Origin of the sequence: Cryobacterium cheniae, from assembly GCF_004403395.1 — a bacterium.
Taxonomy (GTDB): Bacteria; Actinomycetota; Actinomycetes; order Actinomycetales; family Microbacteriaceae; genus Cryobacterium; species Cryobacterium cheniae.
Genome location: NZ_SOGN01000044.1, coordinates 193,628 through 220,618, shown reverse-complemented (window position 1 = coordinate 220,618; position 26,991 = coordinate 193,628). Strand labels below are relative to the sequence as shown.

Sequence of the window (26,991 nt, the reverse complement as noted above, 5' to 3'; positions counted from 1 at the left end):
ATACGCTTTCGTTAGGTTCTTGTTCGGATGGGCCGCGTGGCGGTAGAGGGCGCCGTACGGCAATAATCGTGTGGGGTGGGACCCAACACGCAAGCCAACAGGAAACGATACCAGTTATTCGCTCAGGTCGACAATCGGACCGGGCCGGCTGGACGCGACCTCCGCGAGGATGCCGCTCAGCACCGCTGCGAACCGTTCCGGTTGGGCCAGGCTGACGAGGTGTGACGCCCGGGGAACGATCACGAGGCGGCCGTTCCGGCAGGCGGCGAGGAAACGGCGCTCATGCAGCCGGAACTGATCGAACGACCCGTTGACCAGCCACACGGGCCCCGGGTAGCGGGCCAGGCTGTCGAGCGGGCGGAGGGTGCCGGTGGCGCCGAGCCCGGCATCCATCACGGTCAGCGGTACCCCGCCGGCAAGCGTGTCCGCGGCCCCCTCCGGTGACAGGAGCACCCGCACGAGTGTGGTGTGGAGCCACAATCCCTGGTCGGGCAGTCGGCGGACCAGTCGGGCCAGGCTCCGGTAGGCGTCGAGTGGCCAGCCGCCGGGAATGGCACAGCTTCCCGCGGCGACCAGCCCGGCCACCTTCTGCGGGTGGCGTGCGGCGTACTCGATGGCGTAGTAGCCGCCCAGGGACAGGCCGACCAGCAGCACCCGGCCGCCCAGGGCGTCGACGCCCTCGTCGATGGCGGCCAGGGCGCCCGCCACGGTAAACGGTTCCCTCATGCGTGAGCCGTGCCCCGGCAGGTCGATCGCAAGTGCCGGATGCCCCTCCTCGGCCAGCATCGACAGCTGGCGCCGCCACATGGTGCCCGACGTGCGGATCCCGTGCACGAAGAGAACCGGGATGGCGGGTGGCATGTCTTCCTCCTCGGCGAGCGGCGGCACTAGAGCGTGACGGCGATGCCGATGATAGACACCAGCGGGTAGCCGCACCAGATCAGCAGGGACAGCACCCGGTTCGCGGCAATCAGCCGCCACGCGCCGAGATGATTCCTGACGGCGATGCTCTCGCCCGCGATGCCGTGCGGCCGCTGGATCCAGATCAGGTTCAGGATGAAGATCACAATCCCGCCGGTGACAGCGATCATGCCGCAGGGGATCCCTAGTTCGCTGTTGGCGTCCGCCAGGTAATTCGTGACGAACACGATCAGGTTGACGACGAGGATCAGGCTCAGGGTCATCGTCAGCTTCTGGTTGAGCGTGCCGAAGCTCGCGATCAGGTCGCGCTCCAGCGAGACTGCGCCGGTGACGTCGGGTTCCCTGCGCCATTTCCTGAAGGCGATCGGAACGTAAAGGGCCGCGTAGACGGGGCCGGCGAACACCATCGAGAAGCCGAGAGCCAGGCCACGTCGTCAGACATGGGTGCAGCCAAGCGACCGAAACCTACCCTGGGCCCCACCCGGAACGGCTGCCGGGTCGGCACCCGCCGATCCCGGGAACCCGAGACCGCCGTGCAGCAGCTCCGCCCCGAACGAATTCGACGGAGATTTTGCCAGAATCGGCCACAAACAGCTCGAAATAGCTTGCTTTCGAGAGACTCTCCGTCGAATTGGTTCACTGCGAGGCGCGGCGCGGTCGAGACCGCAAGCCCGGAACGACAAGCGGCAGCGGCGAAACGGGGACCCAGCCACCTATGGGAGAATTACGGGATCATGTCACCGAGACCCCTCACGGCGCTTGAACCGGCCGCCACCCCGCCCGAGTTCATCCGCAACTTCTGCATCATCGCCCACATCGACCACGGCAAGTCCACGCTGGCCGACCGGATGCTGCAGATCACCGGCATCGTCGACGACCGTTCGATGCGCGCCCAGTACCTCGACCGGATGGACATCGAGCGCGAGCGCGGCATCACCATCAAGAGCCAGGCCGTGCGGATGCCATGGGAACTCGACGGCCAGACCTACGCCCTGAACATGATCGACACCCCCGGGCACGTGGATTTCACCTACGAGGTGTCCCGCAGCCTGGCCGCGTGCGAGGGAGCCATCCTCCTCGTCGACGCCGCGCAGGGGATCGAGGCGCAGACCCTCGCCAACCTCTACCTGGCGCTGGAGAACGACCTCACCATCATCCCGGTGCTGAACAAGATCGACCTGCCGGCCGCCGACCCCGACAAGTACGCGAAGGAGCTCGCCAGCCTGATCGGTGGCAGCCCGGACGACGTGCTCCGGGTCTCCGGCAAGACCGGCGTCGGCGTCGCCGAACTCCTCGACCGGGCCACCCGCCTCATCCCGGCCCCGGAAGGCGACCCGGCCGCCCCGGCCCGCGCGATGATCTTCGACTCGGTCTACGACAGCTACCGCGGCGTCGTCACCTATGTGCGCATGATCGACGGCAAGCTGAACCCGCGCGAGAAGATCCAGATGATGTCGACCCGGGCCACGCACGAGATCCTCGAGATCGGCGTCACCTCGCCCGAGCCCACGAACAGCAAGGGCCTCGGTGTCGGCGAGGTCGGCTACCTGATCACGGGCGTGAAGGATGTGCGCCAGTCGAAGGTCGGCGACACGGTCACCACCGCGCTCCGGCCCGCGACGGTCGCCCTGCCCGGCTACACCGAGCCCAAGCCGATGGTCTTCTCGGGCCTCTACCCGATCGACGGCAGCGACTACCCGGCCCTCCGCGAGGCCCTCGACAAGCTCAAACTCTCCGACGCGTCCCTCGTCTACGAGCCGGAGACATCCGTCGCCCTCGGATTCGGTTTCCGCTGCGGCTTCCTCGGCCTGCTGCACCTCGAGATCATCACCGAGCGGCTCGACCGCGAATTCGGCCTCGACCTGATCACCACCGCGCCCAGCGTGATCTACGAGGTCACCACCGACGACAAGAAGACGGTCACCGTCACCAACCCGAGCGAGTTCCCGAACGGCAAGATCGCCAAGGTCGAGGAACCCATCGTGAAGGCGGCCATCCTCGCCCCCAAGGACTACGTCGGCGTCATCATGGAACTCTGCCAGAGCCGTCGCGGCACCCTGCTCGGCATGGACTACCTCGGTGAAGACCGGGTCGAGATCCGCTACACGATGCCGCTCGGCGAGATCGTGTTCGACTTCTTCGACAACCTGAAGAGCCGCACCGCCGGCTACGGCTCGCTCGACTACGAGCCGATCGGCTCGCAGGAGGCAGACCTGGTCAAGGTCGACATCCTGCTGCAGGGCGAGCAGGTCGACGCGTTCAGCGCAATCGTGCACCGCGACAAGGCCTACGACTACGGCGTGCTGATGACCGGCCGCCTCCGCAAGCTCATTCCCCGGCAGCAGTTCGACGTTCCCATCCAGGCCGCGATCGGCGCCCGCATCATTGCGCGCGAGTCGATCAGCGCCATCCGCAAAGACGTACTCGCCAAGTGCTACGGCGGCGACATCTCTCGCAAGCGCAAGCTGCTGGAGAAACAGAAAGAGGGCAAGAAGCGCATGAAGATGGTCGGCCGGGTCGAGGTTCCCCAGGAGGCGTTCATCGCCGCCCTGTCCGGCGACGAGCCCCCGAAGAAGAAGTAGACGGATGCGCCGCGCCACCTTCACCGATACCGCCGTCACCTACGCCTCCATCGGCGGCACCCTCGTACCCGACCTTCTCCGGTTCCCGCCCAAGGGCTACCGGCCCCTCGAGCGCACCGTGCGACTCGGCAGCGGTGAGGAGCGCTTCCAGCTGGCCTCGAAGTCGCTGATGACCTGGGGTGTGCAGCGGGGGAGCGGCATGACCGTCACCGACCTGCTGGACGGCACCGGGCAGCAATACACCGGGCTCGTCTTCGACGCCGACGGCCAGGCCGCCCGCAGCCAGAAGATCGCGCCGGACGAATCCGTCTTCGCCGAGGACGGCACCCCCTACATCGTCAACGGCATGTCCGCGCACCTCACGACCAAGTTCGGCCCCTTCACCGTCGACGCCCCCGTGCGGGTCGTCTACGTCATCGACGAACCCGGCCGCCTCGGCTTCGCCTACGGCACCATGGCCGGGCACCCGGCCAGTGGTGAGGAATCGTTCGTCGTCGAGAAGCGCGAGGACGACTCGGTCTGGCTCATTATCCGCGCATTCTCCCGCCCCAGCACCTGGTTCTACCGGCTGGGCTGGCCGCTCGTGCGGCGTCAGCAGTCGAAGATCACGGCGCGCTACCTGCGCGCGCTGCACCCGATCGGCGCGGTCTAAACGGATGGGCGGTGCCCTTCCCCTCGGCGACCCCGCACCCAGCGACGGCCTGCTGCCGGCCTCGGCCGCCGTCGGAGCCTCGGCGCGAGACTTCGGCGTCTACCTGCATGTGCCGTTCTGCCGGGTGCGCTGCGGCTACTGCGACTTCAACACCTACACCGCCACCGAGTTGCGCGGTGCGTCCCAGCACGACTATGCCGGCCAGGCGATCAGCGAGGTCGAGGCGGCCGGCCGCATCCTCGAACGCTCCGGTGTCCCGGACCGCGAGGCGGCGACGGTCTTCTTCGGCGGCGGCACCCCCACCCTGCTCCCGGCCGACGATCTCGTGCGAATGCTGCGGGCCGTGCGCTCAACCTGGGGGCTCGCACCCGGAGCCGAGGTGACCACGGAGGCGAACCCTGACTCCGTCGACGCCGCGTACCTCGGTCGCCTCGCCGAGTCCGGGTTCACCCGGGTGTCCTTCGGCATGCAGTCCGCGGTGCCGAGCGTGCTGGCCACCCTCGAACGCACCCACGACCCCGAACGCGTGCCGCTGGTCGTGCAGTGGGCCCGCGAGGCGGGCCTCGACGTGTCCCTCGACCTGATCTACGGCACGCCGGGGGAGACGCTCGCGAATTGGCGCACCAGCGTCGAGCACGCCATCCGGCAGGCCCCCAGCCATATCAGCGCCTATTCGCTCATCGTCGAGGAGGGCACCAAGCTCGCCCGTCAGATCAGGCGCGGCGAACTGGCGCCCGTCGACGACGATGTGCAGGCCGAGTTCTACGAGCTGGCCGACGACCTCCTGACCGAGGCCGGTTACGGCTGGTACGAGGTCAGCAACTGGGCCACGGATGACACGCACCGCTCCCGCCACAACCTCGCCTACTGGCGCAGTCAGGACTGGTGGGGCGTCGGCCCCGGAGCGCACAGCCACATCGGCGGGGTGCGCTGGTGGAACGTCAAGCATCCGTCGGCCTACGGCGACCGGATCCGGGCCGGCGACTCCCCGGCCGCCGGACGGGAGACCCTTGACACGGCCACGCAGGAGATGGAGCGGGTGCTGTTGCTCACCCGCATCCGCGAGGGCATCCCGATCGACTCGCTCGGCGCGCTCGGTCGCCGCGAGGTGGCCGGCCTGATCGCCGACCAGCTCATCGACGCGAGAGCCGCCCTCTCCGGTTCGATCGAACTGACCCGAAGAGGACGCCTCCTGGCGGATGCCGTCGTGCGCCGGCTGCTCGCCGACTGACGGTGGTCGAGCTCGTCGAGACTAGTTCACAAACTTGATCGAGAGCGGGTACGTGTAGTACTCGCCCCGGTTCGCGGCCAGGGCGGCCATGATGCCGAAGACGATCGTCAGCACCCAGGCGGCGGCCAGGATCAGAAAACCGACGATGACGATGGTGAGGATCCCACCCACGACGTAGGTGATCAGCAGCGTGAGCTGGAAGTTCAGGGCGGTCGCGCTGTGCGCCCGGATGAACGGACCACGGTCCTTGAGCACGATATAGCCGATCAGTGCGGGCAGCGGGCCGAACAGGATCCCGCCGATGTGGATCAGGGTGGCCCAGAGCTTCTCGTCGGCCGGGTTCAGCGGCGTCTGGGCCTGGGCGGGGTTGACGGGCGGCGGTGTGTAGTCGGACATGATGCTGATGCTCCTTTGGTTGAAAAGACCGGATCGTGCCCGCTACTTGATCAGGCGCAGGGCGAACGGGTAGCGGTAGTGGTTGCCGTCCTTCGCCTGGAGGTAGCCGAGCACCGAGAAGACGACGCCGACGATGTAGAGGATCCAGGCAAGGCCGCCGAGGGCGCCGCCGATGCCGAACGTGAGAAAGCCGATGACCGTCGCAACGAAGTTGATCGCGAAGTAGCCGATCAAGAGTGTGATCTGGAAGTTGAGGGCCTCCTTCGCCTCGACGCCGGTCAGCGGTCCGCGGTCCTTGAAGAGCAGCCACAGCACCAGCGACGGCAGGAACATCAAGATCCCGCCCAGGTGGGCCAGGGACGCCCACTGGCGGTCTTCCGCCTCCGTCAGCGGTCCGGACGGTCCCGGTGCGGCGGGCTGGTACGGGGGCTGCGGGGGCCGGTGGCCCTGGTACGGGTCGTCGGGGCCGGGACCGGTGAAATTGCTCATGATCGTGCCTTTCAGTGCACAAGAGGAAGAGGTGGTACATGCCTAAGTTACTGCGCCGGAACATTCGGGAGCAATGGGGACGCCCAGCCGGTCGCGGTATGATTGGCAGTCACATACCGCGAGTGCCAGCCTGTGCTGCACTCCCGACGCCGGGAGGAGGCGAGAGCCATGGTGTCCGATCGCAGCCTTGAAGTCCTGCGGGTGATCGTCCAGGACTACGTTGCCTCCCGTGAACCCGTCGGTTCCAAATCCATCGTCGACCGGCACTCCTTCGGCGTGTCGGCGGCCACGATCCGCAACGACATGGCCCTGCTCGAGGAGGAGGAGCTGATCGCGGCTCCGCACACCTCGTCCGGCCGCATCCCCACCGACAAGGGCTACCGCCTTTTCGTCGACCACCTCGCCGACCTGCGGCCGCTCTCGGCGGCGCAGCGCCAGGCCATCGAGACGTTCCTCGGCCAGTCGGCCGACCTCGACGAGGTCCTGGCCCGCAGCGTGCGGCTGCTCTCGCAGCTCACCCACCAGGTCGCCCTGGTTCAGTACCCGTCGCTGTCCCGCGCGAAGGTGCGCCACATCGAGTTGGTCCCCCTGTCCGAAACGCGCCTCCTGTCGGTTCTGATCACGGATGCCGGACGGGTCGAGCAGCGTGTCGTCGACCTGCCCCGCCCGCTGGCTGAGCCCGTTTTGATCGAGCTGCGGGCCCGGCTGAACTCGGCCCTGGTCGGACTCGGCATGACCGAGGCCGCCAGCAGCCTCACCGGCAACTCCCACACCGCCGGCTCCGCCACCTTCGAGCAGCAGGAAGCGGTGGACCTGATCACCGGCACGTTGCGGGACCAGGTCGGCGCGAACCGGCAGGACCGGCTCGTGATGGCCGGCGCCGCCAACCTTGTGCGCACCGAGGAAGACTTCACCGGCAGCATTTATCCGGTGCTCGAGGCCATCGAAGAACAGGTCGCACTTCTGAGGCTGTTCGGCGAGATGGCCTCCGACCAGCACGGCGTGTTCGTCAGCATCGGCCGGGAGAATGCCCCGTTCGGTCTGGCCGAGACATCCGTTCTCACCAGCGGCTACTCCTCGCAGGGTGGCAACCTGGCCCGCCTCGGCGTGCTGGGCCCCACCCGGATGGACTATTCGAACAACATGGCGGCCGTCCGCGCGGTCGCCCGCTACCTTTCACGCCTTCTCGGCGAGAATTGACCAGTTCCTCCGGCCCCGAAACCGGAGGTTGGCGCATTCAGAACAAACCCCCATTTCAGAACAGACCTAGGAGAGCCAGCTTTGGCTGACCATTACGAAGTACTCGGCGTTGCACGCGACGCCACGACCGACGAGATCAAGAAGGCCTACCGCAAGCTGGCCCGGCAGCTCCACCCCGACGTGAACCCGGGCGCGGATGCTTCCGAACGCTTCAAATCCGTCACGCACGCGTACGACGTGCTCAGCGACGCCAAGCAGCGCGACAACTACGACCGAGGCGGCAACGGCCGTACGGGCGGCGGCGCGGGCGGCGGTTTCGACGGAAACTTCGGCAACTTCGGCGACATCTTCGAGACGTTCTTCGGGGGCGGGGGATCCACCCGCGGCCCCAGGTCGCGCCGGGAGCGCGGCCAGGACGCCCTGATCCGGGTCGAGCTCGACCTCGACGAGATCATCTTCGGCACGCACCGCGACCTCGAAGTCGACACGGCCATCACCTGCACCACCTGCAGCGGCACCTGCTGCCAGCCGGGCACCGCGCCGGTCACCTGCGACATCTGCCACGGCACCGGCAACATCCAGCGTGCCGTGCGGTCGCTGCTCGGCAACGTCATGACGAGCAGCCCGTGCGGATCCTGCCGCGGCTACGGCACGATCATCGCCACCCCCTGTGTCACCTGCCAGGGCCAGGGCCGCGTGCGCGCGCGCCGCACGGTTCCCGTCGACATCCCCGCCGGGGTCGACACCGGCCTGCGCCTGCAGATGCCCGGCAGCGGCGAGGCCGGTCCGGCCGGCGGGCCCAACGGCGACCTCTACCTCGAGATGAAGGTCCGTCACCACGAAGTCTTCAGCCGCGACGGCGACGACCTGCTCGCCACCCTCGAGGTGCCGATGACGGATGCCATCCTCGGCACGTCAGCGACGGTCAAGGCCCTCGACGGCGACATCGAGGTCGAGCTGAAACCCGGCACGCAGAGCGCCGAAGTCATCACGATCAAGGACCGCGGCGTCACCCGGCTGCGCGGGAACGGGCGCGGCGACCTGAAGATCGGCGTGCACGTGGTCACCCCGACCCGGCTCGACCACAAGGAGCGGGAGCTGATCGAGGCCTTCGCATCCCGTCACAAGGCGCCGGCACCTGCTCTCAGCGCGTTCCAGCAGGGACTGTTCGCCAAGCTGCGCGATCGGTTCCGCGGCTAGACGTCGATGGCACATTTCTTCATCGATGAGGCGCTCCTGGCCGCGGACTGCGTGCCCGGGGCGGTGGTCGGCATCCGCGGCGCCGAGGCGCGGCATGCGGTCACCGTCAGCCGGGTGCGCCCGGGTGAGCACCTTCAGATCGGGAACGGGGCCGGGCTCATGCTCGCCGCCGTCGTCATCGGCGTGGAGGCGTCCCTGCTGACCCTGAGCGTGGACACGGTGACCGAGACCGCGCGCCTGACGCCGCGCATCCGTCTGGTCCAGGCTCTCGCCAAGGGAGACCGGGACGAACTGGCCGTGCAGGCGGCCACGGAGCTCGGCATCGACGGGGTCATCCCGTGGGCCGCGTCCCGCTCGGTGACACGCTGGGAGGGAGCCAAAATCCAGAAGGGCCGGGATCGCTGGTCCAGCATCGTGCGCGAGGCCTCCAAGCAGTCGATCCGGGCGTGGCTGCCCACCGTCGGGCAACTGGCGAGCACCAAAATGTTGGCCGAATTGGCCGGCTCCACCCGGATGCTGCTCCTGGAGCCCACCGCGACGGAACGGCTCACCTCCCAGGCGGCGCCGACCGACGACCGGGAGATTCTGCTCGTCGTCGGGCCCGAGGGCGGCATCTCCCCGGCCGAGTTGACCCTGCTCGAGCAGGCCGGGGCCACCCGGGTGAGGCTGGGTGACAACGTGCTGCGCACATCCACCGCCGGCCCCGCCGCCCTCGCCATCCTGAACGCGACGCTCGGCCGCTGGTAGCGCGCGAGCTTAAGATAGAGATATGTCTTCCACCGGCCAAGAACCGTCCATCTTCACCCGCATCGCCGCGCGCGAGATCCCGGCGACCATCGTCGCCGAAACCGACCGGATCATCGCCTTCAACGACATCGCCCCGCAGGCGCCCGTGCATATCGTCATCACGCCGAAAACCTCCGAGTACGGCAACGTGGTCGAACTCGCGGCGGGCGACCCCGGGCTGCTGGCCGAACTCGTCGAGGTGGCCGACGGACTGGCGGCCAGGCTGTCGAACGGCCAGTTCCGGCTCGTGTTCAACACCGGCGCCACGGTCGGGCAGACCGTCTTCCACGTGCACGCGCACCTGCTCGCCCCGCAGGCGGCCGGCGGAACCCTGGGGGAGGGAACGCTTGGTTTCCGGTGAGATGACCGACCCTGGGCCGACGGGGCCCGGCCAGGCCGAGGTGCGCATCACGGTCGACGGCGTCGCCATGGTGCGCCTGCTGGGCGCTGACGATCGCCTGCTCGCCACTGTCGAGAGAGAGCACCCCGGCGTCAGCGTGCATGTGCGCGGCAACGAGATCACGCTCGCCGGGGAGGCCGAACGCGTCGAGGCGGCGCGGCGCCTGATCGAGGAGCTCCTGCTCATGGTGCGCGGCGGGCGCGACCTCGCCGAGTCCGAGGTGAGCATCTCTTCTCGGATGCTGGACGAGGACAGCTCCACGAGCCCGTCCGAACGCCTCGGCCCGGCCATCCTCAGCTCCCGGGGCAAGAGCGTCCGGCCCAAGACCGTCGGTCAGAAGCAGTACGTCGACGCCATCGACACCGACACCATCGTGTTCGGGATCGGTCCGGCCGGCACCGGCAAGACCTACCTGGCGATGGCCAAGGCCGTGCAGGCGCTGCAGCGCAAGGAGGTCGACCGGATCATCCTCACCCGCCCGGCCGTCGAGGCCGGGGAACGTCTCGGCTTCCTGCCCGGCAGCCTCACCGACAAGATCGACCCGTACCTGCGCCCGCTCTACGACGCCCTCAACGAGATGATGGACCCGGAGCTCGTGCCCAAGTTGCTGGCCGCCGGGACCATCGAAGTGGCGCCGCTCGCCTATATGCGCGGGCGCACCCTCAATTCCTCCTTCGTCGTGCTCGACGAGGCGCAGAACACCACGCCCGAGCAGATGAAGATGTTCCTGACCCGGCTGGGCTTCGGCTCGAAGATGGTCGTGACGGGGGATATCACCCAGATCGACCTGCCCGCCGGCTCGAGCGGGCTGCGCCTGGTGAGCCGGGTGCTCGACCAGGTCGACGACATCCGTTTCGTGCGCCTCACCAGTGCCGACGTCGTCAGGCACTCCCTGGTCGGCCGGATCGTCGACGCCTGGACCGAGTACGACGCGCAGAAGCAGGCCGAGCGCTACGAAAGCGATCAGGCGCGGGAATTCGCAGCTCGCGGACCCGGCCGCCCCAACAGTCCCCGCGACCGCCTTCCGAAACGGAGATCCTCTTGAGCATCGAAATCAACAACGAATCGGCCATTCCGGTCGATGAGGCCGCCATCCTGCGCCTGGCCGCCTACGCTCTGGACTCCATGCACGTGCACCCCGACGCCGAACTGGCGATCGTGCTCGTCGACGAGGGCGCGATGGAACAGCTGCATGTGCAGTGGATGGACGAGCCGGGTCCCACCGACGTGCTCAGCTTCCCGATGGACGAGCTGCGCCCGGGCACCGAAGACGCCGAGACCCCGCCCGGGCTGCTCGGCGACATCGTGCTCTGCCCGCAGGTGGCCCAGGGCCAGGCCGAAACGGCCGGGCACAGCACCCTCGAAGAGCTGCTGCTGCTCACCACGCACGGCGTGCTGCACCTGCTGGGATTCGACCACGCGGAACCCGCCGAGGAGAAGGAGATGTTCGGCATTCAGCGCGACATCCTGCTCGGCTTCGCCCTGCAGGAACGCCTCCGCGACCGATGATCGGGTGGTTTCTCACGGCGGCCATCCTGTTGGTCGCCTTCGGCGGACTGATGGCCGCGGTGGACTCTGCCATCACGATTCAGTCGCGGGCAGACATCCTCGAGCTGGCCGAGAAGTCCCGTGCCCGGCGCTCCCTGACGGCGATCGCCGCCGACACCGGGGCGCACCTGAACACCATCAGTTTCGTGCGGATCATCGCCGAGACCACGGCGGCCGTGCTGGTGACCCTCGTCTTCGCGACCACGATCGAGGAACTGTGGCTGGCTCTGCTGCTGTCCTCGCTGCTGATGACCGCGGTCTCCTTCGTGCTCGTGGGCGCCAGCCCGCGCAGCGTGGGCCGGGCCCACCCCGTGGAGTTGCTCTCCGCGATCGCCCCGCTGGTGCACTTCCTCCGGGTACTTCTCGGACCCATCGCCAACGCGCTTGTGGCCCTCGGCAACCGGGTCACCCCCGGGCGCACCCGGCTGGCCACGTTCACGTCGGAGGACCAGCTGCTCAGCATGGTCGACGAGGCCACCGAACTCGACGTCCTCGAGGAGAACGACCGGGAACTGATCCACTCCATCTTCGAGTTCAACGAGACCGTGGTGCGCGAGGTGATGATCCCGCGCACCGACATGGTCACCATCGAGGCCGATTCGTCGATCGGTGCGGCGATGGGCCTGTTCCTGAGCAAGGGCTTCTCGCGGGTGCCGGTCATCGACGGCGAAGTCGACGACGTCACGGGCATCCTGTACCTGCGCGACATCGCTAGGCTCGTCTACGAACGGCCGCCGAACGTGGAGAGCCTGACGGTGCGGGAGCTCGAGCGGCCCGCCGTGTTCGTGCCCGAGTCGAAGAAGGCCGACGCGCTGCTCCGCCAGATGCAGCTCGAGTCGAACCACCTCGCCATGGTGGTCGACGAGTATGGTGGAATCGCCGGATTGGTCACCCTCGAAGACCTGATCGAGGAACTCGTGGGGGACATCTCCGACGAATACGACCGGGACGTGGTGGAGGTCGAAGACCTGGGCCACGGTCGTTTCCGGGTGAGCGCGCGGCTTGCGGTCGACGAGCTCGGCGAACTCTTCGACCTGGAACTGGACGACGACGAGGTCGATTCGGTGGGCGGGCTGCTGGCGAAGGCTCTCGGCCGGTTGCCGGTCGCCGGTTCGGTCGCGACGGCGAGCGGGCTGGTCCTCACCGCCGAACGCACCGAGGGACGCCGCAAACGAATCAGCACCGTGCTGGTTGAACGAGACCAAGCGCTGATAGACGCGCAGAACGCATTCCTCGGAGTGTCGGACGATGAGAGAGTGAACGGTCATGACTGAAGTAGAGGGATTCCGAGCGGGGTTCGTATCGTTTGTGGGACGCCCCAACGTGGGCAAGTCCACCCTGACGAACGCGCTGGTCGGGGAGAAGGTCGCGATCACGTCGTCGAAGCCGCAAACCACCCGGCGTGCCATCCGCGGCATCGTGCACCAGAAGAACGGCCAGCTGATCCTGGTCGACACCCCGGGCATCCACAAGCCGCGCACCCTGCTGGGCGAACGGTTGAACAGCCTCGTGCAGTCGACGCTGTCCGGCGTGGACGTGGTCGGCCTCTGCATTCCGGCCAACGAGCCGATCGGCCCCGGCGACCGGTTCATCAACGAGCAGTTGGACAACTTCCCCCGGGCCCGCAAGGTCGCCATCGTGACCAAGATCGACGCCTCGTCCAAGACCAGCGTCGCCAACCAGCTCCTCGCGGTGTCGCAGCTGCGCGACTGGGAGGCGATCGTGCCGATCTCGGCGACCAGCCGCATCCAGCTCGATATTCTCAGCGCGGAACTGCTGCGCCTGCTGCCGCTCTCGGATGCCCCGCTCTACCCGGCCGACGCGGTCACCGACGAGAGCCTCGAGTCGCGCATCTCGGAGTACATCCGCGAGGCGGCGCTCGAGGGCGTCACCGACGAACTGCCGCACTCGATCGCCGTGACCATCGACGACATCATCGAGCGCGACGACCAGGAACTGGTCGAGATCTACGCGAACCTGTTCGTCGAGCGGGACAGCCAGAAGGGCATCATCATCGGCAAGTCCGGCAGCCGGCTGAAGGATGTCGGCGTGCGCGCCCGCAAACAGATCGAACCTCTCGTGGGCAAGAGGGTCTTCCTCTCCCTCCGGGTCAAGGTCGCCAAGGAATGGCAGCGCGACCCGAAACAGCTGGGACGCCTCGGCTTCTAGCGGCCCGGAGGTTGACCTCCCCGCGGAGGGTGGTAGCCTGCATTTATGTTTTTCGGTGAGCTCCTTCTTCGCTGCCGCGACGAGTCCTAATCTGAGGCCTCCCTCGTCGCGGAGTTCGTCGTTGGCTACCCACCATTCGCGAGGAGATCACAGATCATGAAAAACAACCAGACCGCATCCCCGATGCCGATCCACAAGTACCGCCCGTACCAGGAGCAGTTCACGGTGGAGCTGCCCGACCGCACCTGGCCGGGCAAGCACATCACCCAGGCCCCGCGCTGGTGCGCCGTCGACCTGCGCGACGGCAACCAGGCCCTGATCGACCCGATGAGCCCCGAGCGCAAGCGCGTCATGTTCGACATGCTCGTGCGGATGGGCTACAAGGAGATCGAGGTCGGCTTCCCGTCGGCCAGCCAGACCGACTTCGACTTCGTCCGCAGCCTGATCGACGACGACGCCATCCCGGACGACGTGACCATCCAGGTGCTCACCCAGGCGCGCGAGCACCTGATCCGGCGCACCTACGAGTCGATCGCGGGCGCCAAACAGGCCATCGTTCACCTCTACAACTCCACCAGCGTGCTGCAGCGCGACGTCGTGTTCCGCGAGGACAAGCAGGGCATCATCGACATCGCGCTGGCCGGTGCTCGTCTGTGCCGTGCCGCCGAGGCAACCGTCCCCGGCACCACGGTCTACTACGAGTACTCCCCGGAAAGCTACACCGGCACCGAACTCGACTTCGCCGTCGACGTCTGCAACCAGGTCCTCGAGATCCTCGAGCCCACGCCCGAGCGCAAGGTCATCATCAACCTGCCGGCGACGGTCGAGATGGCCACTCCCAACGTCTACGCCGACTCCATCGAGTGGATGTCCCGCAACCTCGCCCACCGCGAGAACGTGCTCATCTCCCTGCACCCGCACAACGACCGCGGCACCGCCATCGCGGCCGCGGAACTGGGCTATCTGGCCGGGGCCGACCGCATCGAAGGGTGCCTGTTCGGCAACGGGGAGCGCACCGGCAACGTCGACCTGGTGGCGCTGGGCGTCAACCTGTTCACCCAGGGCATCGACCCGCAGATCGACTTCAGCAACATCGACGAGGTCAAGCGCACCGCCGAGTACTGCAACCAGCTGCCGGTCCCCGAGCGCAGCCCCTGGGCCGGCGACCTGGTCTTCACCGCGTTCAGCGGCTCGCATCAGGACGCCATCAAGAAGGGCTTCGAGGCCATGGCCGCGGATGCCGCCGAACAGGGCTGCAGCGTCGACGACCTGCCCTGGGCGGTCCCGTACCTGCCGATCGACCCGAAGGACCTCGGCCGCAGCTACGAAGCCGTGATCCGGGTCAACTCCCAGTCCGGCAAGGGCGGCGTCGCCTACCTGCTGAAGACCGACCACGCCCTGGACCTGCCGCGCAAACTGCAGATCGAATTCTCCGGCGTCGTGCAGTCCAAGACCGACCACGAGGGCGGAGAGGTCACCAGCGATCAGATCTGGGCGATCTTCAACGACGAGTACCTTCCGGCCAGCCACACCACGCCCGACGCCAAGTGGGGTCGTTTCGAGTTGCACGCCACGCGCACCTCGAGCGACCTCTCCGGGTCGGTCGAGCTGTCCGTGGACCTCCGCGACGACACGAGCGTGTCCAGTGCCATCGGTTCGGGTAACGGCCCGATCGCGGCGTTCCTCGGCGTGATGGCCGCACGCGGCATCGCGATCACCCTCTACGACTATGTCGAGCACGCCATGTCGGCCGGCGGAGACGCACTGGCCGCGGCCTACGTCGAACTCGACGTCAACGGCACCCGATTCTGGGGCGTCGGCATCGACGCGGACATCTCGACCGCTTCGCTCAAGTCGGTGGTGTCGGCGGTCAACCGCGGCATCCGCGCCGAGGCCGGCGAACGGTCCCTGGCGGACGCGACCGCGTAACTCCCGCGTGCACTGAGAATCGCCGTCCCGGCCGAGTGGCATCCCCGAGGGGAGACGCTCGGCCGGAACGGCGATTCTCGTGCGCGATCAGGGCGTCAGAGTCGCGCCGTGTCCTTCGCCCTGGCCCGGTGCGCCGGAGCGACGTGCGTCGGCTCCCCGGTCGGCATGGACCGTCGGCCCTCCGGCGCCAGCACCCTCCTGCAGTCGTCGATCGCGGCGGCGAGGAGGTCGTAGAGCTGGCCGTCCGGGTCGGGAGCACACGCTTCCGCAATGCCCTGCACGGACACCCGGATGATGGTCTCCGCCGTGCGGTCGGTGAACTTGCTCCGTGACCAGGACCCCATCGAGGCGATGAATTCCCGTGCCCACCGTTCGGTCTCCGGTGCCGCGTCGAACGACTGGCGGATGCGCGCGGAGAGGTCGTCGGGAATCGGGCCGTCGGTCTCGGTGAGATGGCGTTCGCAGTTGAGGATGCCCACGGCGAGGGCCCGCTGATGGTCTGCACTGGTGATCGGGAGGGCCGACGTGGCCGCGCGCACGGCGATCAGCAGGCGCACCCGCGCGCTGTCCCCGCGCAGGCCGATCACCGAGGGGATCAGCGGGACCAGCCGGGCCCGCGCGGTGTCCGACGTGCAGTCGTTCACCATTCGGGCCAGGGATGCGAGCAGAGGATGCGTGCAGGCCGGGTGGTCGCTCCACGACTCCCCGGCTAGATAGGAGGCGAACTCCATGAAACAGGCGCCGGAACGCGGGTTTCTGTGCTTGCCTCGGGACAGGACCGGCATCAAATCCGGCAGAGAATCGGGCACGTTGCCCTTCAGCAGGTTCATGAGGTTCCTCCAAACGACGTGAGTTCTTCTCAATAGTCTCACCCGGGACGCAGGGAAAGGCCAGAGCGGAATCCGTCCTTTGTCGACCAGTTTCGGGCGGTCGGAGTCTCAGTCCCTGAGGCGTCTGCCCCGGCGAAAGGGCACGATGCTGTCGCGCCGCCACCGGGGCCAGCTGCCGATCGCCCGTTGCTGCGGCAGACTCCAGCCGTACCGGGCGGCGAGGATCCGGATGACGGTCGTCACCACGACGCAGCTGATCCCGGCGACGGTGATCGGCACCTGTAGCAGGAAGAGCACGATGAGCAGTCCGCTGCCGACCCCGGCCGCGACGGCGTAGAAGGAGCCGACGTGCATCACCGCGATCGGCACGTTCAGCATCATGTCCCGCAGTGCCGACCCACCGACAGCCGTGATGATCCCCACGAACAGGGCGGGGATCTCCGGCAGCCCGGCGGCCAGCGCCTTGCTGGTCCCGAGGGCGCCGAACAGCCCGATGGTCACCGCGTCGAGCGCGATGATGAACGGGCCGAGCCGATTGAACAGGCTCTGCAGCAGCATGCCCAGCAGGGCCGCCCCCGCGCACACCGGCAGGTACCAGTTGCTCTGCAGCGCGGCGGGAACGCCGCCCAGCAGGATGTCGCGAAGCAGCCCGCCGCCGAGTCCCACGGTGACGCCGATCAGAGCGATCCCCAGCAGATCGAAGCGGCGGTCGGTGAAACGGCCGGCGAACATGGCACCCTGAACCGCTCCGATGGCGACGGCCGTGAGGTCGAGCCAGAGCGGGATGAAGAAGGAGGTGGAGGGCACCCCCTAATGAAACCACTGAATCGGTGGGCGTCGGCGCGCTCGGCAGCTCGCGCTTCCGCCAGGTGGGAGAATTGAAGGGTGCCTGTCTACCGTGATGATGTCGTCGTGCTGCGCACCCAGAAGCTGGGCGAAGCCGACCGCATCGTCACCATGCTCACCCGCCAGCACGGGAAGGTGCGCGCGGTCGCCAAGGGAGTGCGCCGCACCGCGTCGAAATTCGGGGCCCGACTCGAACCGTTCATGGTCGCCGACGTGCAGCTCTACGAGGGGCGCAGCCTCGACATCATCACGCAGGCAGAGTCCATCGCCTCCTACGGCGCCCAGATCACGGCCGACTACCCGAGCTACACGGCGGCCAGCGCCATGGTCGAAACCGCGGACAAACTCACCGAGGCCGAGGGGTCCCTGCAGCAGTACCTGCTGCTGGTGGGTGCCCTCCGGTCGCTCTCCCGCCGCGAGCACGGCGCCGGCCTCACCCTGGACTCCTATCTGCTCCGAGCACTGTCGATGGCCGGCTGGGCACCCAGCTTCGAGGACTGCGCACGGTGCGGAGCGCGGGGGACCCACTCCGCGATGGTCGTGCAGGTCGGCGGGATCGTCTGTGACGACTGCGCCGCCCCCGGCTCACCGAGGCTCGACCCGGCCACCATCGCCCTGCTCGGCTCCCTGCTGACCGGGGACTGGGAACACACCAAGTCCACCCCGCCGCAAACCAGAGCCCAGGCCACCGGGGTCGTCGCCGCCTACACGCAGTGGCACCTCGGGCGCGGCCTCCGATCGTTGGAACACGTGAGTCGATGACCCCCACTCCCTTCAGCCTCAATCCGTTCGGTCAGAAGCCCCTGACCCACAAGGACGCGGTGCCGTTCCAGCCTTTGGACTGGACCGGCCTGTACCCGCCCGCTCTGCCGACGAAGGCCGTTCCCGAGCACGTGGCGATCGTCATGGACGGCAACGGCCGGTGGGCGAACGCGCGCGGGCTGCCGCGCGTGGAGGGCCACAAGGCCGGGGAGGCGGCCCTTCTCGACGTCGTCGCGGGGGCCATCCAGATCGGCGTGAAACACCTGAGCGTCTACGCGTTCTCCACCGAGAACTGGAAGCGGTCGCCCGACGAGGTGCGCTTCCTGATGGGCTTCAACCGGGATGTCCTGCACCGCCGGCGCGACCAGCTCAACGAGTGGGGCGTGCGCGTGCGGTGGGCCGGACGCAAGCCCCGGCTCTGGGCATCCGTCATCAAGGAGCTGCAGTTCGCCGAACAGCTGACCGTGGGCAACGACGTGCTCACCCTCACCATGTGCGTGAACTACGGCGGACGCACCGAGATCGCGGATGCCGTGCGCGCGCTGGCCGAGGACGTCGCCGCGGGCAGACTGAAGCCCTCCGGCATCACCGAGAAGTCGATCCAGCGCCACCTGTACACGGCGGACCTGCCCGACGTCGATCTGTTCGTGCGCAGCTCGGGGGAGCAGCGCACGAGCAATTTCCTGCTCTGGCAGAGCGCCTACGCGGAGATGGTGTTCCTGGACACCCTCTGGCCGGACTTCGGCCGCGTGGACCTGTGGCGTGCGATCGAGCTCTACGCGTCCCGCAACCGCCGTTACGGCGGTGCCGTGGACGCGCCGACCGCCCCGGCCGGGAATACAACGGGGGGCACCGAGGGTTGACCGCACAGTGAGTGAAACCATCAAAGTAGACATCTGGTCCGACGTTCAGTGCCCGTGGTGCTACATCGGCAAGCGCAAATTCGAGGCCGGGGCGGCCCTGTTCGACGGGAACGTCGAGGTCGAATACCACAGCTACGAGCTCGCGCCGGACACCCCGGTCGACTTCGACGGCAGCCCGGTCGACTACCTCAGCCAGCGCAAGGGCCTGCCCGTCGCCGAGGTCGAGCTGATGCTCGAACGCGTCACCGGCATCGCCGAAAGTGTCGGGTTGCACTACGACTACGACGCCGTGCACCAGACCAACACCGTCATCTCCCACGAGCTGCTGCACTACGCGAAGGCGCACGGACGCCAGCTCGACATGAAGGAACGACTGCTGAAGGCTTACTTCGTCGACGGCCGCCACGTCGGCCGGATCGACGACCTCGCCGACCTCGCCGCCGAAATCGGGCTGGACCGCGCGGACGTGATTCGCGCCCTGACCGCCCACGACTTCCTCCCGGACGTCAAAGCGGACGTCGCCCAGGCCGCCGCCTACGGCATCCAGGGGGTGCCCTTCTTCGTCATCGACGGCCGATACGGCATCTCCGGCGCGCAGGACCCTGATACCTTCGCCCAGGCGCTCCGCCAGGCGCAGACCGAAAACATCGAGGAGAACAACAAATGACCGCTGCACCCGACACCGACAGCACGACCACCGTCCCCGCCGAGGCGTCCACCGTTCCCACGATCGAACTGCTGGGCCAGGCCGACGCCGGCGGATGCTGCGGGGGCGGCTCCTGCGGCACCTAGCACGGCCGTCAGCGGGGCGCCCCGGCGTCTGGGAGAATTGACGAGATGACCTCCGCAACCCAGACCAGCCCGGCGCCCCTCAAGATCGGCCCGCTCACGCTCGACGTGCCCGTCGTTCTCGCGCCCATGGCCGGGATCACCAACACGGCATTCCGTCGTTTGTGCCGCGAATTCGGCGCGGGCCTCTACGTCAGCGAGATGATCACCTCGCGCGCGCTGGTCGAACGGACGACCGAGTCGATGCGACTGATCAACCACCATGAGAGCGAGAAGACGCGGTCCATCCAGCTGTACGGGGTGGACCCGAAGACCGTCGCCGACGCCGTCACCCTGCTCGTGGCCGAAGACCGTGCCGACCACATCGACCTGAACTTCGGCTGCCCGGTTCCCAAGGTCACCCGCAAGGGCGGCGGCGCCGCCCTGCCCTGGAAACTCGGGCTCTTCCGCCAGATCGTCGAAGGGGCAGTCCAAGCGGCGGGCGACGTGCCGGTGACCGTCAAGATGCGCAAGGGCATCGACTCCGACCACCTCACCTATCTGGAGGCCGGCAAAGCGGCCGAGGGCGCCGGTGTCGCCGCCATCGCCCTGCACGCCCGCACGGCCGCCGAGTACTACTCCGGCCAGGCCGACTGGTCCGCCATCACGACGCTCAAGAACACCATCACGAGCGTGCCGGTGCTCGGCAACGGCGACATCTGGTCCGCCGAGGACGCCCTGCGCATGGTCGCGGAGACCGGCTGCGACGGTGTCGTCGTCGGCCGCGGCTGCCTGGGCAGGCCCTGGCTGTTCGGCGACCTCGCCGCGGCCTTCCGCGGCGACGCGTCCGGCGCGCCGGCCGCCAAGATCCAGCCCAACCTGGGCCAGGTCGCCGACGCCTTCCGCCGCCACGCGGTGTTGCTGACCGAGTTCTTCGAGAGCGAAGAGCGGGCCTGCCGGGACATCCGCAAGCACGTGGCCTGGTATTTCAAGGGCTACCCGGTCGGCGGCGACCTGCGGGCGAACCTGGCCTCGGTCGGCTCGCTCGCACAGCTCGACGACCTGCTCGGCACCCTCGACGGGGACCTGGAATATCCCGGTGAGGGCGCCGAGGGGCCGAGGGGCCGAGCCGGCAGCCCGAAGAAGACCTCGCTGCCCGAACACTGGCTGGATTCCCAGGAGCTCGTGTCGACCGAGCGCGCCAATCTGACCGAAGGTGAAGGGGACACGAGCGGTGGCTAACGAGACGGGATACAGCAGGCACGACGAGGAACGCTGGCTGCCGGAGGAGCACGGCTCCAGGCGCAGCGATTTCGCGCGCGACCGGGCCCGGCTCCTGCACTCGAGCGCGCTGCGCCGACTGGCCGCCAAGACCCAGGTGCTGAGTCCGACCGCCGGCCTCGATTTCGCGCGTAACCGGCTCACCCATTCCCTCGAGGTTGCCCAGGTCGGGCGCGAGCTGGCCCTGCGGTTGGGGCTCGACCCGGACATCGTCGACACCGCGTGCCTGGCACACGACATCGGCCACCCGCCCTTCGGCCACAACGGCGAGAAGGCCCTCAACACGTGGTCCGCCGACATCGGCGGTTTCGAGGGCAACGCGCAGACTCTGCGCCTGCTGACCCGTCTCGAGCCGAAGGTGTTCGGCCGCGACGGCCGCAGCCATGGGCTCAATCTCACCCGGGCCAGCCTGGACGCGAGCTGCAAGTATCCGTGGGCGGCCGACTCCTCGGTCGCCGATCCGAGCGGCCGCGCCAAGTACGGCTTCTACCCGGACGACCGGGAGGCCTTCGAGTGGATGCGCTCCGGCGCCCCGGCGCGCCGGCTCTGCATCGAGTCCCAGGTGATGGACCTCTCCGACGACATCGCGTACTCCGTGCACGACTTCGAGGACGCCGTCGTCAGCGGCTACATCGATGTCGGACAGCTCAGCAGCCGGGCGAACCACGAGTCCCTCCTGGCCACGATGACCGAGTGGACCGGCGACGGACTCTCCGAGGACGATCTGGCCGACGCCTTCGACCGACTCGACTCGCTCAACGCCTGGCTGGAGACCTGGACGGGCAGCCGCCGCGACCAGGGCCTGTTGAAAAACCTGACCAGCCAGCTGATCGGCCGCTTCAGCGGCGCCGCCGTGCGCGCCACCCGCGACGCCAACCCGGGGGCGGACCTGATCCGGTACGGCGCCCACGTGGTCGTGCCGCGAGAGGTCGAGGCGGAGATCGCCGTGCTGAAGGGCATCGTGGCGACCTTCGTGATGACGCGTCAAACCCGCAAGCCCATCTACGTGGAACAGAGGCAGGTGCTCACGCTGCTGGCGCGCACACTGCACGCGTCCGGAGACGAGCACCTCGATCCGGGATACCGGGAAGACTGGCATGCGGCCGCCGACGACGCTGCCCGCAAACGCGTGGTCGTCGACCAGGTGGCCAGCCTCACCGACCAGTCGGCGCTGGCCTGGTACGCACGCCTGGTGAAACACTGATGGCCGGCCTGATTCGACAAAACGACATCGAAGAGGTCAAAGCCCGCACCAACATCGCCGACATCGTCGGCGACTACGTGAGCCTCAAGTCCGCGGGCGTGGGATCGATGAAAGGGCTGTGCCCCTTCCACGACGAGCGCAGCCCGAGCTTCCACGTACGCCCGCAGGTCGGTTTCTACCACTGCTTCGGCTGCGGCGAGAGCGGCGACGTGTACTCGTTCCTGCAGAAGATGGACCACGTCAGCTTCAGCGAGGCCGTCGAACGGCTCGCCGGCCGGGTCGGCATCGAGCTGCACTACGAGGGCGGCGCCGGCGAGGCTCCCGACCACACCAATCGGGCCCGCCTGTACGCCGCCAACCAGGCCGCGGCCGACTTCTTCGTGGAACGCCTCGGCAGCCCCGGCGCCCTCGTCGGACGCACCTTCCTCGGTGAACGCGGCTTCGACTCCCTTGCGGCTGCCCGGTTCGGGGTCGGCTTCGCCCCGAAAAGCTGGGACGAACTCACCAACCACCTTCGGGCCCGGGGGTTCTCCACCGAGGAGCTCACCCTCGCCGGCCTGGTCTCCAGCCGGGAAGGATCGAGCGGGGTGTACGACCGGTTCCGCGGACGCCTGGTCTGGCCGATCAGGGACATCACCGGGCAGACCATCGGCTTCGGGGCGCGCCGGCTCCTCGACGACGACAAGGGACCCAAGTACCTGAACACCCCCGAAACACCCATCTATCACAAGGCGCAGGTGCTCTACGGGCTGGACCTCGCCAAACGGGACATCTCCCGCGGCCACCAGGTCGTCGTCGTCGAGGGCTACACCGACGTCATGGCCTGCCACCTCGCCGGGGTGACGACCGCGGTCGCCACCTGCGGCACCTCCTTCGGAGTCGACCACATCAAGGTGCTGCGCCGCGTGCTGGGCGACGACAGCGGGGTCGGCGAGGTCGTGTTCACGTTCGACCCCGATGCCGCCGGCCAGAAGGCCGCCGTGCGCGCGTTCAGCGAGGAACAGCGTTTCTCCGCCCAGACGTATGTGGCCGTCGCCCCCGAGGGCCTGGACCCCTGCGACCTGCGACTGCACCGCGGCGACGACGCCGTGCGCCGGCTGATCGACTCGAAGAAGCCCATGTTCGAGTTCATGATCCGGCAACTGCTCGGGCAGTACAACCTCGACACCGTGGAGGGTCGCGTCGCCGCGCTCCGCGCCGCGGCGCCGGTCGTCGGCGACATCCGCGACCCGGCCCTGCGCCCCGGCTATACGCACGAGCTGGCGCGCATGCTCGGCATGGAGCTCGGAGAGGTCGGCCGGGCGGTCTCCGCCGCCCTGTCCCGCTCCCGCGCCGCCGGAACGGCCACGCCGGGCGCCCGGCAGCCGGGGGAGGACGAAACGGGCCCGCGGGAGCAGTCGTTCTCCATGATCGACCTGGCGACCGACCCGGTCACCCGGCTGGAGCGTGACGGCCTGATGGCCATGCTGCAGCGCCCGACCATCGTCGGAGCGGACCTGATCCAGCGCGCCGCGGCGACCAACTTCGTGAACACCTCCCTGGCGGTGGTGCGCGACGCCATCGCGGCCACCGCGCCGCATCACGACGCCGTCGACTGGCTCGACCGCATCGTCACCGAGGTGCCGGCCACGCTCGAGAACCTGGTCAAGGAGCTGGCGATGGCGCCGCTGCCCGAACGCTCCGAACGTGAAATCGGCCGCTACGTGCGCGACATCACCGTGGCCCTGATCGACCGGGATCTGCTGCGCCAGAAAGCCGAGCTGCTCGGCCGGCTCCAGCGCGCGGATGCGACGAACCGCGAAATTTATGTGGCGCTCCAGCGGGAGCTGGTGCGGGTCGAGGCCGAGCGCCGCAACCTCCGCGAGGAGTAGGCCCGTCTCGTCGGCCGGCACGCGACCTAGATTGCAGCTCGATAAAGATGCATCGCAAAGCGCGGGTGCACCGGGCATTCTGTGCTAATTCTTTTCCTACAGCAATGCGGGACGCGCATGATTCGTGCGAGCCGGCATCGGTTTTCTAGAGGAAGAGGCTCACGGCTATGGCATTCTCATCCACTTCACGCGCGAGAGGGCTCAGCGCCGCAGCGGTTGTCGCGGTCGCCGCGCTGACCCTGGCCGGCTGTTCCGCCGGCGGAACCGACGACGAGACCGGCTCCGGTGGCGAAGCCATCACGATCGGAACGACCGACAAGATCACATCGCTCGACCCGGCCGGTTCCTACGACAATGGTTCGTTCGCCGTGCAGAACCAGGTCTTCCCGTTCCTGATGAACACCCCCTACGGCAGCCCCGACGTCGAGCCCGACATCGCCACCGCCGCCGAGTTCACCAGCCCCACCGAGTACACGGTCACCCTCAAGCCCGGCCTGAAATGGGCCAACGGCAACGAGCTGACCTCCTCCGACGTCAAGTTCACCTTCGACCGCCAGCTGGCGATCGCGGACGACAGCGGCCCCTCCTCGCTGCTCTACAACCTGGACAGCGTCGCGGCCCCCGATGACACCACCGTCGTGTTCACGCTCAAGCTGGCGAACGACCAGATTTTCCCGCAGATCCTGTCCAGTCCGGCCGGCCCCATCGTCGACGAGGAATCGTTCTCGGCCACGGAGCTCACGCCGGACCAGGACATCGTCGACGCGAACGCCTTCGCCGGCCAGTACGTCATCACCAGCTACGACTTCAACAACCTGGTCGGCTACAAGGCCAACCCGGACTACGAGGGTCTCCTGGGCGCGGCCAAGACCGACGTCGTCAACGTGAAGTACTACGCCGACGCGTCCAACCTGAAGCTCGAAGTGCAGCAGGGTGACATCGACGTCGCGTTCCGCAGCCTGTCGGCCACCGACATCGAGGACCTGCGCGGCAACGACCAGGTCAAGGTCGTCGACGGCCCCGGCGGCGAGATCCGGTACATCGTCTTCAACTTCGACACCCAGCCCTTCGGCGCCAAGACCGCCGAGGCCGACCCGGCCAAGGCTCTCGCCGTGCGCCAGGCCGTGGCAGACCTGGTCGACCGCGACGAAATCGCCGAGCAGGTCTACAAGGGCACGTACACCCCGGTGTACTCCTACGTTCCGGCCGGACTGACCGGTGCCACCGAGTCCCTCAAGGGCCTCTACGGCGACGGTGAGGGTGCCCCCGACGCCGACAAGGCGGCGGCAACCCTCGAGGCCGCCGGCGTGACCGGCCCGGTCGAGCTGAACCTTCAGTACAGCAACGACCACTACGGCCCGTCCTCCGGCGACGAGTACGCCCTGGTCAAGGACCAGCTGGAGGCATCGGGCCTCTTCAAAGTCAACCTGCAGACCACCGAGTGGGTTCAGTACTCGAAGGACCGCACGACGGATGTCTACCCCGTCTACCAGCTCGGCTGGTTCCCGGACTACTCCGACGCCGACAACTACCTGACCCCGTTCTTCCTCGAAGGCGGCTTCCTGAAGAACCACTACAGCGACACGGTGGTCGACGCCCTGATTCTCAAGCAGGCCGTCACCGCCGATCCCGCCGAGCGCACCGCGCTGATCGAGGAGATCCAGGACAAGGTTGCCGCGCAGCTGTCGACCGTGCCGCTGCTCCAGGGTGCCCAGGTCGCCGTCACCGGCACCGATGTGACAGGGACCAGCGACACGCTCGACGCGTCGTTCAAGTTCCGTTACGCGGCGTTGGCCAAGGGTTAGGGCATCCGTCGTTAGGTTTTCCCTGATTTGAAAGCCGGGGGCATCCAGCAGCTTGCGCGCTGGGTGCCCCCGTCCCGCTCCACCGGCACAGCCCAATCACACAGTCCAATCGTTAGGCAGGAATGACCACTGTGACCACGCGGTCCCCGTCGCCCCGTGCGACGGGACGCACAAAACGTCCCGCATCCGACGGCGGGATCGGCCGGTACATCCTGATCCGGTTCCTGCTGATCATCCCCACCATCTTCATCCTCGTGTCCATGGTCTTCTGGTTGATGCGCACGACCGGCGACCCGATCACGGCCGCCCTCGGCGGGCGCCTCGGCCCGGAGCAGCTGGCCGAGCGCATTCAGGCGGCCGGGTACGACCGGCCCATCTTCGTGCAGTACGTCGAGTACCTGGGACAGATCTTCACCGGCAATTTCGGCACGACCATCAGCACGAACCGGCCGGTATCCGAAGTCCTGCTCACCTACGGCGTCGCCACGGCAGAGCTCGTTTTCTATGCGCTCCTCGTCGCGTTCATCGTCGGAATCCCGCTGGGCATGGTCGCTGCGTACTGGCGCGACAAGCCGACGGATGCCTCTCTGCGCGTCTTCGCCATCCTCTGCTACGCCACTCCGGTCTTCTTCTCCGGGCTGCTGTTCAAACTCGTCTTCGCGGTCTGGCTCGATGTCCTGCCGGTCTCGGGCCGCGCCTCGACCAGCTCCGAACTGCAGATGCAACTGCTGCCCTACAGCACCGGGTTCTACACCATCGACGCCATCATGACCGGAAACCCGGAGGTGCTCGCAGACGTGCTCGAGCACGCCATACTTCCCGCCCTCGCGCTCGGCCTCCTGACGGCCGGCGTGTTCCTCCGGCTCGTTCGCACCAATGTGATCGGCACCCTCGGCACCGACTACGTCGATGCCGCCCGCTCGAGGGGGGTGAGCGAATTCCGGCTGGTCCGCAAGCACGCCTACCGCCCCGCACTGATCCCCATCATCACCGTGATCGGGCTTCAGATCGCCCTGCTGCTCGGCGGAGCCGTGCTGACCGAAACCACCTTCGAATGGAAGGGACTGGGCTTCATGCTCTCCGAGTTCCTCAAGGCGCGTGACTTCGTGGCCGTCCAGGGAATCGTCGCCCTGCTGGCCGTGATCGTCGCACTGACCAACTTCATCGTCGATATCATCGCCGCGCTGATCGACCCGAGGGTGAGGTACTGACGGTGACTGCGCTCGAGAGCCCTCCCTCCGTTCATAAGCACACCTGG

Annotated in this window: 27 protein-coding genes; 21 read left to right on the top strand and 6 right to left on the bottom strand. The window is 67.8% G+C overall.

From position 1 onward, the window contains the following. Nucleotides 1-114: 114 nt before the first annotated feature. Together E3T23_RS10520 and E3T23_RS10515 are read right to left on the bottom strand one after the other, a co-directional pair. The gene (locus tag E3T23_RS10520) at nt 115-861 is read right to left on the bottom strand and encodes an alpha/beta fold hydrolase (RefSeq protein ID WP_134370310.1); all 747 of its coding nucleotides are present in this window, start codon (nt 859-861) and stop codon (nt 115-117) included. A gap of 26 nt (nt 862-887) precedes the next feature. After that, complete coding sequence (locus E3T23_RS10515) at nt 888-1,328, bottom strand: hypothetical protein (RefSeq protein ID WP_134370309.1); 441 nt, start codon at nt 1,326-1,328, stop codon at nt 888-890. A 327-nt stretch (nt 1,329-1,655) separates the two neighbouring features. Between E3T23_RS10515 and lepA the strand changes: the two genes are divergently transcribed. The 3 genes from lepA to hemW are packed head-to-tail and all read left to right on the top strand — an operon-like array spanning nt 1,656 to nt 5,386. Beyond that, a complete protein-coding gene (gene lepA, locus E3T23_RS10510) occupies nt 1,656-3,503 on the top strand; it encodes a translation elongation factor 4 (protein ID WP_134370308.1) in 1,848 nt (615 codons plus the stop codon). 4 nt (nt 3,504-3,507) lie between these two features. Continuing rightward, nucleotides 3,508-4,155 carry a DUF1990 family protein gene (locus tag E3T23_RS10505; protein ID WP_134370307.1) on the top strand — a complete coding sequence of 216 codons (648 nt, stop codon included), beginning with the start codon at nt 3,508-3,510 and terminating at the stop codon, nt 4,153-4,155. Between the two features lie 4 nt (nt 4,156-4,159). After that, nucleotides 4,160-5,386 carry a radical SAM family heme chaperone HemW gene (gene hemW, locus E3T23_RS10500; protein WP_134370306.1) on the top strand — a complete coding sequence of 409 codons (1,227 nt, stop codon included), beginning with the start codon at nt 4,160-4,162 and terminating at the stop codon, nt 5,384-5,386. A 21-nt stretch (nt 5,387-5,407) separates the two neighbouring features. Here hemW and E3T23_RS10495 read toward each other — a convergent pair whose 3' ends face one another. Together E3T23_RS10495 and E3T23_RS10490 are read right to left on the bottom strand one after the other, a co-directional pair. Next, nucleotides 5,408-5,782 (bottom strand): DUF4870 domain-containing protein, encoded by a 375-nt coding sequence (locus E3T23_RS10495; protein WP_134370305.1) that lies wholly within the window; start codon nt 5,780-5,782, stop codon nt 5,408-5,410. A 42-nt stretch (nt 5,783-5,824) separates the two neighbouring features. After that, entirely contained in the window at nt 5,825-6,271 is a 447-nt protein-coding gene (locus tag E3T23_RS10490) for a DUF4870 domain-containing protein (RefSeq protein WP_134370304.1), read from the bottom strand. Between the two features lie 168 nt (nt 6,272-6,439). Between E3T23_RS10490 and hrcA the strand changes: the two genes are divergently transcribed. The 9 genes from hrcA (at nt 6,440) to leuA (ending at nt 15,503) form a co-directional block, all read left to right on the top strand. Then, nucleotides 6,440-7,471 (top strand): heat-inducible transcriptional repressor HrcA, encoded by a 1,032-nt coding sequence (gene hrcA, locus E3T23_RS10485; RefSeq protein ID WP_134370303.1) that lies wholly within the window; start codon nt 6,440-6,442, stop codon nt 7,469-7,471. 81 nt (nt 7,472-7,552) lie between these two features. Then, a complete protein-coding gene (gene dnaJ, locus E3T23_RS10480; protein WP_134370302.1) occupies nt 7,553-8,671 on the top strand; it encodes a molecular chaperone DnaJ in 1,119 nt (372 codons plus the stop codon). A 6-nt stretch (nt 8,672-8,677) separates the two neighbouring features. Further along, nucleotides 8,678-9,418 (top strand): 16S rRNA (uracil(1498)-N(3))-methyltransferase, encoded by a 741-nt coding sequence (locus E3T23_RS10475; RefSeq protein WP_134370301.1) that lies wholly within the window; start codon nt 8,678-8,680, stop codon nt 9,416-9,418. Between the two features lie 22 nt (nt 9,419-9,440). Beyond that, nucleotides 9,441-9,818 (top strand): HIT domain-containing protein, encoded by a 378-nt coding sequence (locus E3T23_RS10470; protein ID WP_134370300.1) that lies wholly within the window; start codon nt 9,441-9,443, stop codon nt 9,816-9,818. A gap of 1 nt (nt 9,819) precedes the next feature. Then, on the top strand, nt 9,820-10,902 hold the full coding sequence (locus E3T23_RS10465) for a PhoH family protein (RefSeq protein ID WP_134370299.1): 1,083 nt from the start codon (nt 9,820-9,822) through the stop codon (nt 10,900-10,902). Then, nucleotides 10,899-11,366 carry an rRNA maturation RNase YbeY gene (gene ybeY / locus E3T23_RS10460; RefSeq protein WP_134370298.1) on the top strand — a complete coding sequence of 156 codons (468 nt, stop codon included), beginning with the start codon at nt 10,899-10,901 and terminating at the stop codon, nt 11,364-11,366. The genes E3T23_RS10465 and ybeY overlap by 4 nt, the downstream gene beginning before the upstream one ends. Beyond that, nucleotides 11,363-12,679: a hemolysin family protein gene (locus tag E3T23_RS10455; protein ID WP_134370297.1), complete on the top strand. Its 1,317-nt coding sequence runs from the start codon at nt 11,363-11,365 to the stop codon at nt 12,677-12,679. The genes ybeY and E3T23_RS10455 overlap by 4 nt, the downstream gene beginning before the upstream one ends. Further along, complete coding sequence (gene era / locus E3T23_RS10450; protein ID WP_134370296.1) at nt 12,672-13,574, top strand: GTPase Era; 903 nt, start codon at nt 12,672-12,674, stop codon at nt 13,572-13,574. The genes E3T23_RS10455 and era overlap by 8 nt, the downstream gene beginning before the upstream one ends. Before the next feature lie 156 nt (nt 13,575-13,730). Further along, nucleotides 13,731-15,503 (top strand): 2-isopropylmalate synthase, encoded by a 1,773-nt coding sequence (gene leuA, locus E3T23_RS10445; RefSeq protein ID WP_134370295.1) that lies wholly within the window; start codon nt 13,731-13,733, stop codon nt 15,501-15,503. 95 nt (nt 15,504-15,598) lie between these two features. On the opposite strand, the gene E3T23_RS10440 is transcribed toward leuA, so the two are convergent. Further along, entirely contained in the window at nt 15,599-16,333 is a 735-nt protein-coding gene (locus tag E3T23_RS10440) for a hypothetical protein (protein ID WP_174843868.1), read from the bottom strand. Nucleotides 16,334-16,441: 108 nt separating this feature from the next. Further along, nucleotides 16,442-17,140 (bottom strand): trimeric intracellular cation channel family protein, encoded by a 699-nt coding sequence (locus E3T23_RS10435; RefSeq protein ID WP_241977836.1) that lies wholly within the window; start codon nt 17,138-17,140, stop codon nt 16,442-16,444. 78 nt (nt 17,141-17,218) lie between these two features. Between E3T23_RS10435 and recO the strand changes: the two genes are divergently transcribed. The 9 genes from recO to E3T23_RS10395 all read left to right on the top strand — a co-directional run bounded on the left by recO (nt 17,219) and on the right by E3T23_RS10395 (nt 26,944). Then, nucleotides 17,219-17,941, top strand: coding sequence for a DNA repair protein RecO (gene recO / locus E3T23_RS10430; RefSeq protein WP_134370294.1), 723 nt, complete (start codon nt 17,219-17,221; stop codon nt 17,939-17,941). Beyond that, nucleotides 17,938-18,804, top strand: a complete 867-nt coding sequence (locus tag E3T23_RS10425) for an isoprenyl transferase (RefSeq protein WP_134370293.1) — start codon at nt 17,938-17,940, stop codon at nt 18,802-18,804. Before recO ends, E3T23_RS10425 begins: the two co-directional genes overlap by 4 nt. A 7-nt stretch (nt 18,805-18,811) precedes the next feature. Beyond that, the gene (locus tag E3T23_RS10420) at nt 18,812-19,471 is read left to right on the top strand and encodes a DsbA family oxidoreductase (RefSeq protein WP_134370292.1); all 660 of its coding nucleotides are present in this window, start codon (nt 18,812-18,814) and stop codon (nt 19,469-19,471) included. Next, nucleotides 19,468-19,596: a hypothetical protein gene (locus E3T23_RS15830; protein ID WP_255570722.1), complete on the top strand. Its 129-nt coding sequence runs from the start codon at nt 19,468-19,470 to the stop codon at nt 19,594-19,596. Before E3T23_RS10420 ends, E3T23_RS15830 begins: the two co-directional genes overlap by 4 nt. A gap of 45 nt (nt 19,597-19,641) precedes the next feature. Beyond that, nucleotides 19,642-20,814, top strand: coding sequence for a tRNA dihydrouridine synthase DusB (gene dusB / locus E3T23_RS10415; RefSeq protein ID WP_134370291.1), 1,173 nt, complete (start codon nt 19,642-19,644; stop codon nt 20,812-20,814). After that, a complete protein-coding gene (locus E3T23_RS10410) occupies nt 20,807-22,057 on the top strand; it encodes a deoxyguanosinetriphosphate triphosphohydrolase (protein ID WP_174843867.1) in 1,251 nt (416 codons plus the stop codon). The genes dusB and E3T23_RS10410 overlap by 8 nt, the downstream gene beginning before the upstream one ends. After that, nucleotides 22,057-23,928, top strand: coding sequence for a DNA primase (gene dnaG / locus E3T23_RS10405; RefSeq protein ID WP_134370289.1), 1,872 nt, complete (start codon nt 22,057-22,059; stop codon nt 23,926-23,928). The genes E3T23_RS10410 and dnaG overlap by 1 nt, the downstream gene beginning before the upstream one ends. A gap of 167 nt (nt 23,929-24,095) precedes the next feature. Continuing rightward, nucleotides 24,096-25,733 carry an ABC transporter substrate-binding protein gene (locus tag E3T23_RS10400; protein WP_134370288.1) on the top strand — a complete coding sequence of 546 codons (1,638 nt, stop codon included), beginning with the start codon at nt 24,096-24,098 and terminating at the stop codon, nt 25,731-25,733. 122 nt (nt 25,734-25,855) lie between these two features. After that, nucleotides 25,856-26,944: an ABC transporter permease gene (locus E3T23_RS10395; protein ID WP_134370287.1), complete on the top strand. Its 1,089-nt coding sequence runs from the start codon at nt 25,856-25,858 to the stop codon at nt 26,942-26,944. Nucleotides 26,945-26,991 lie beyond the last annotated feature (47 nt).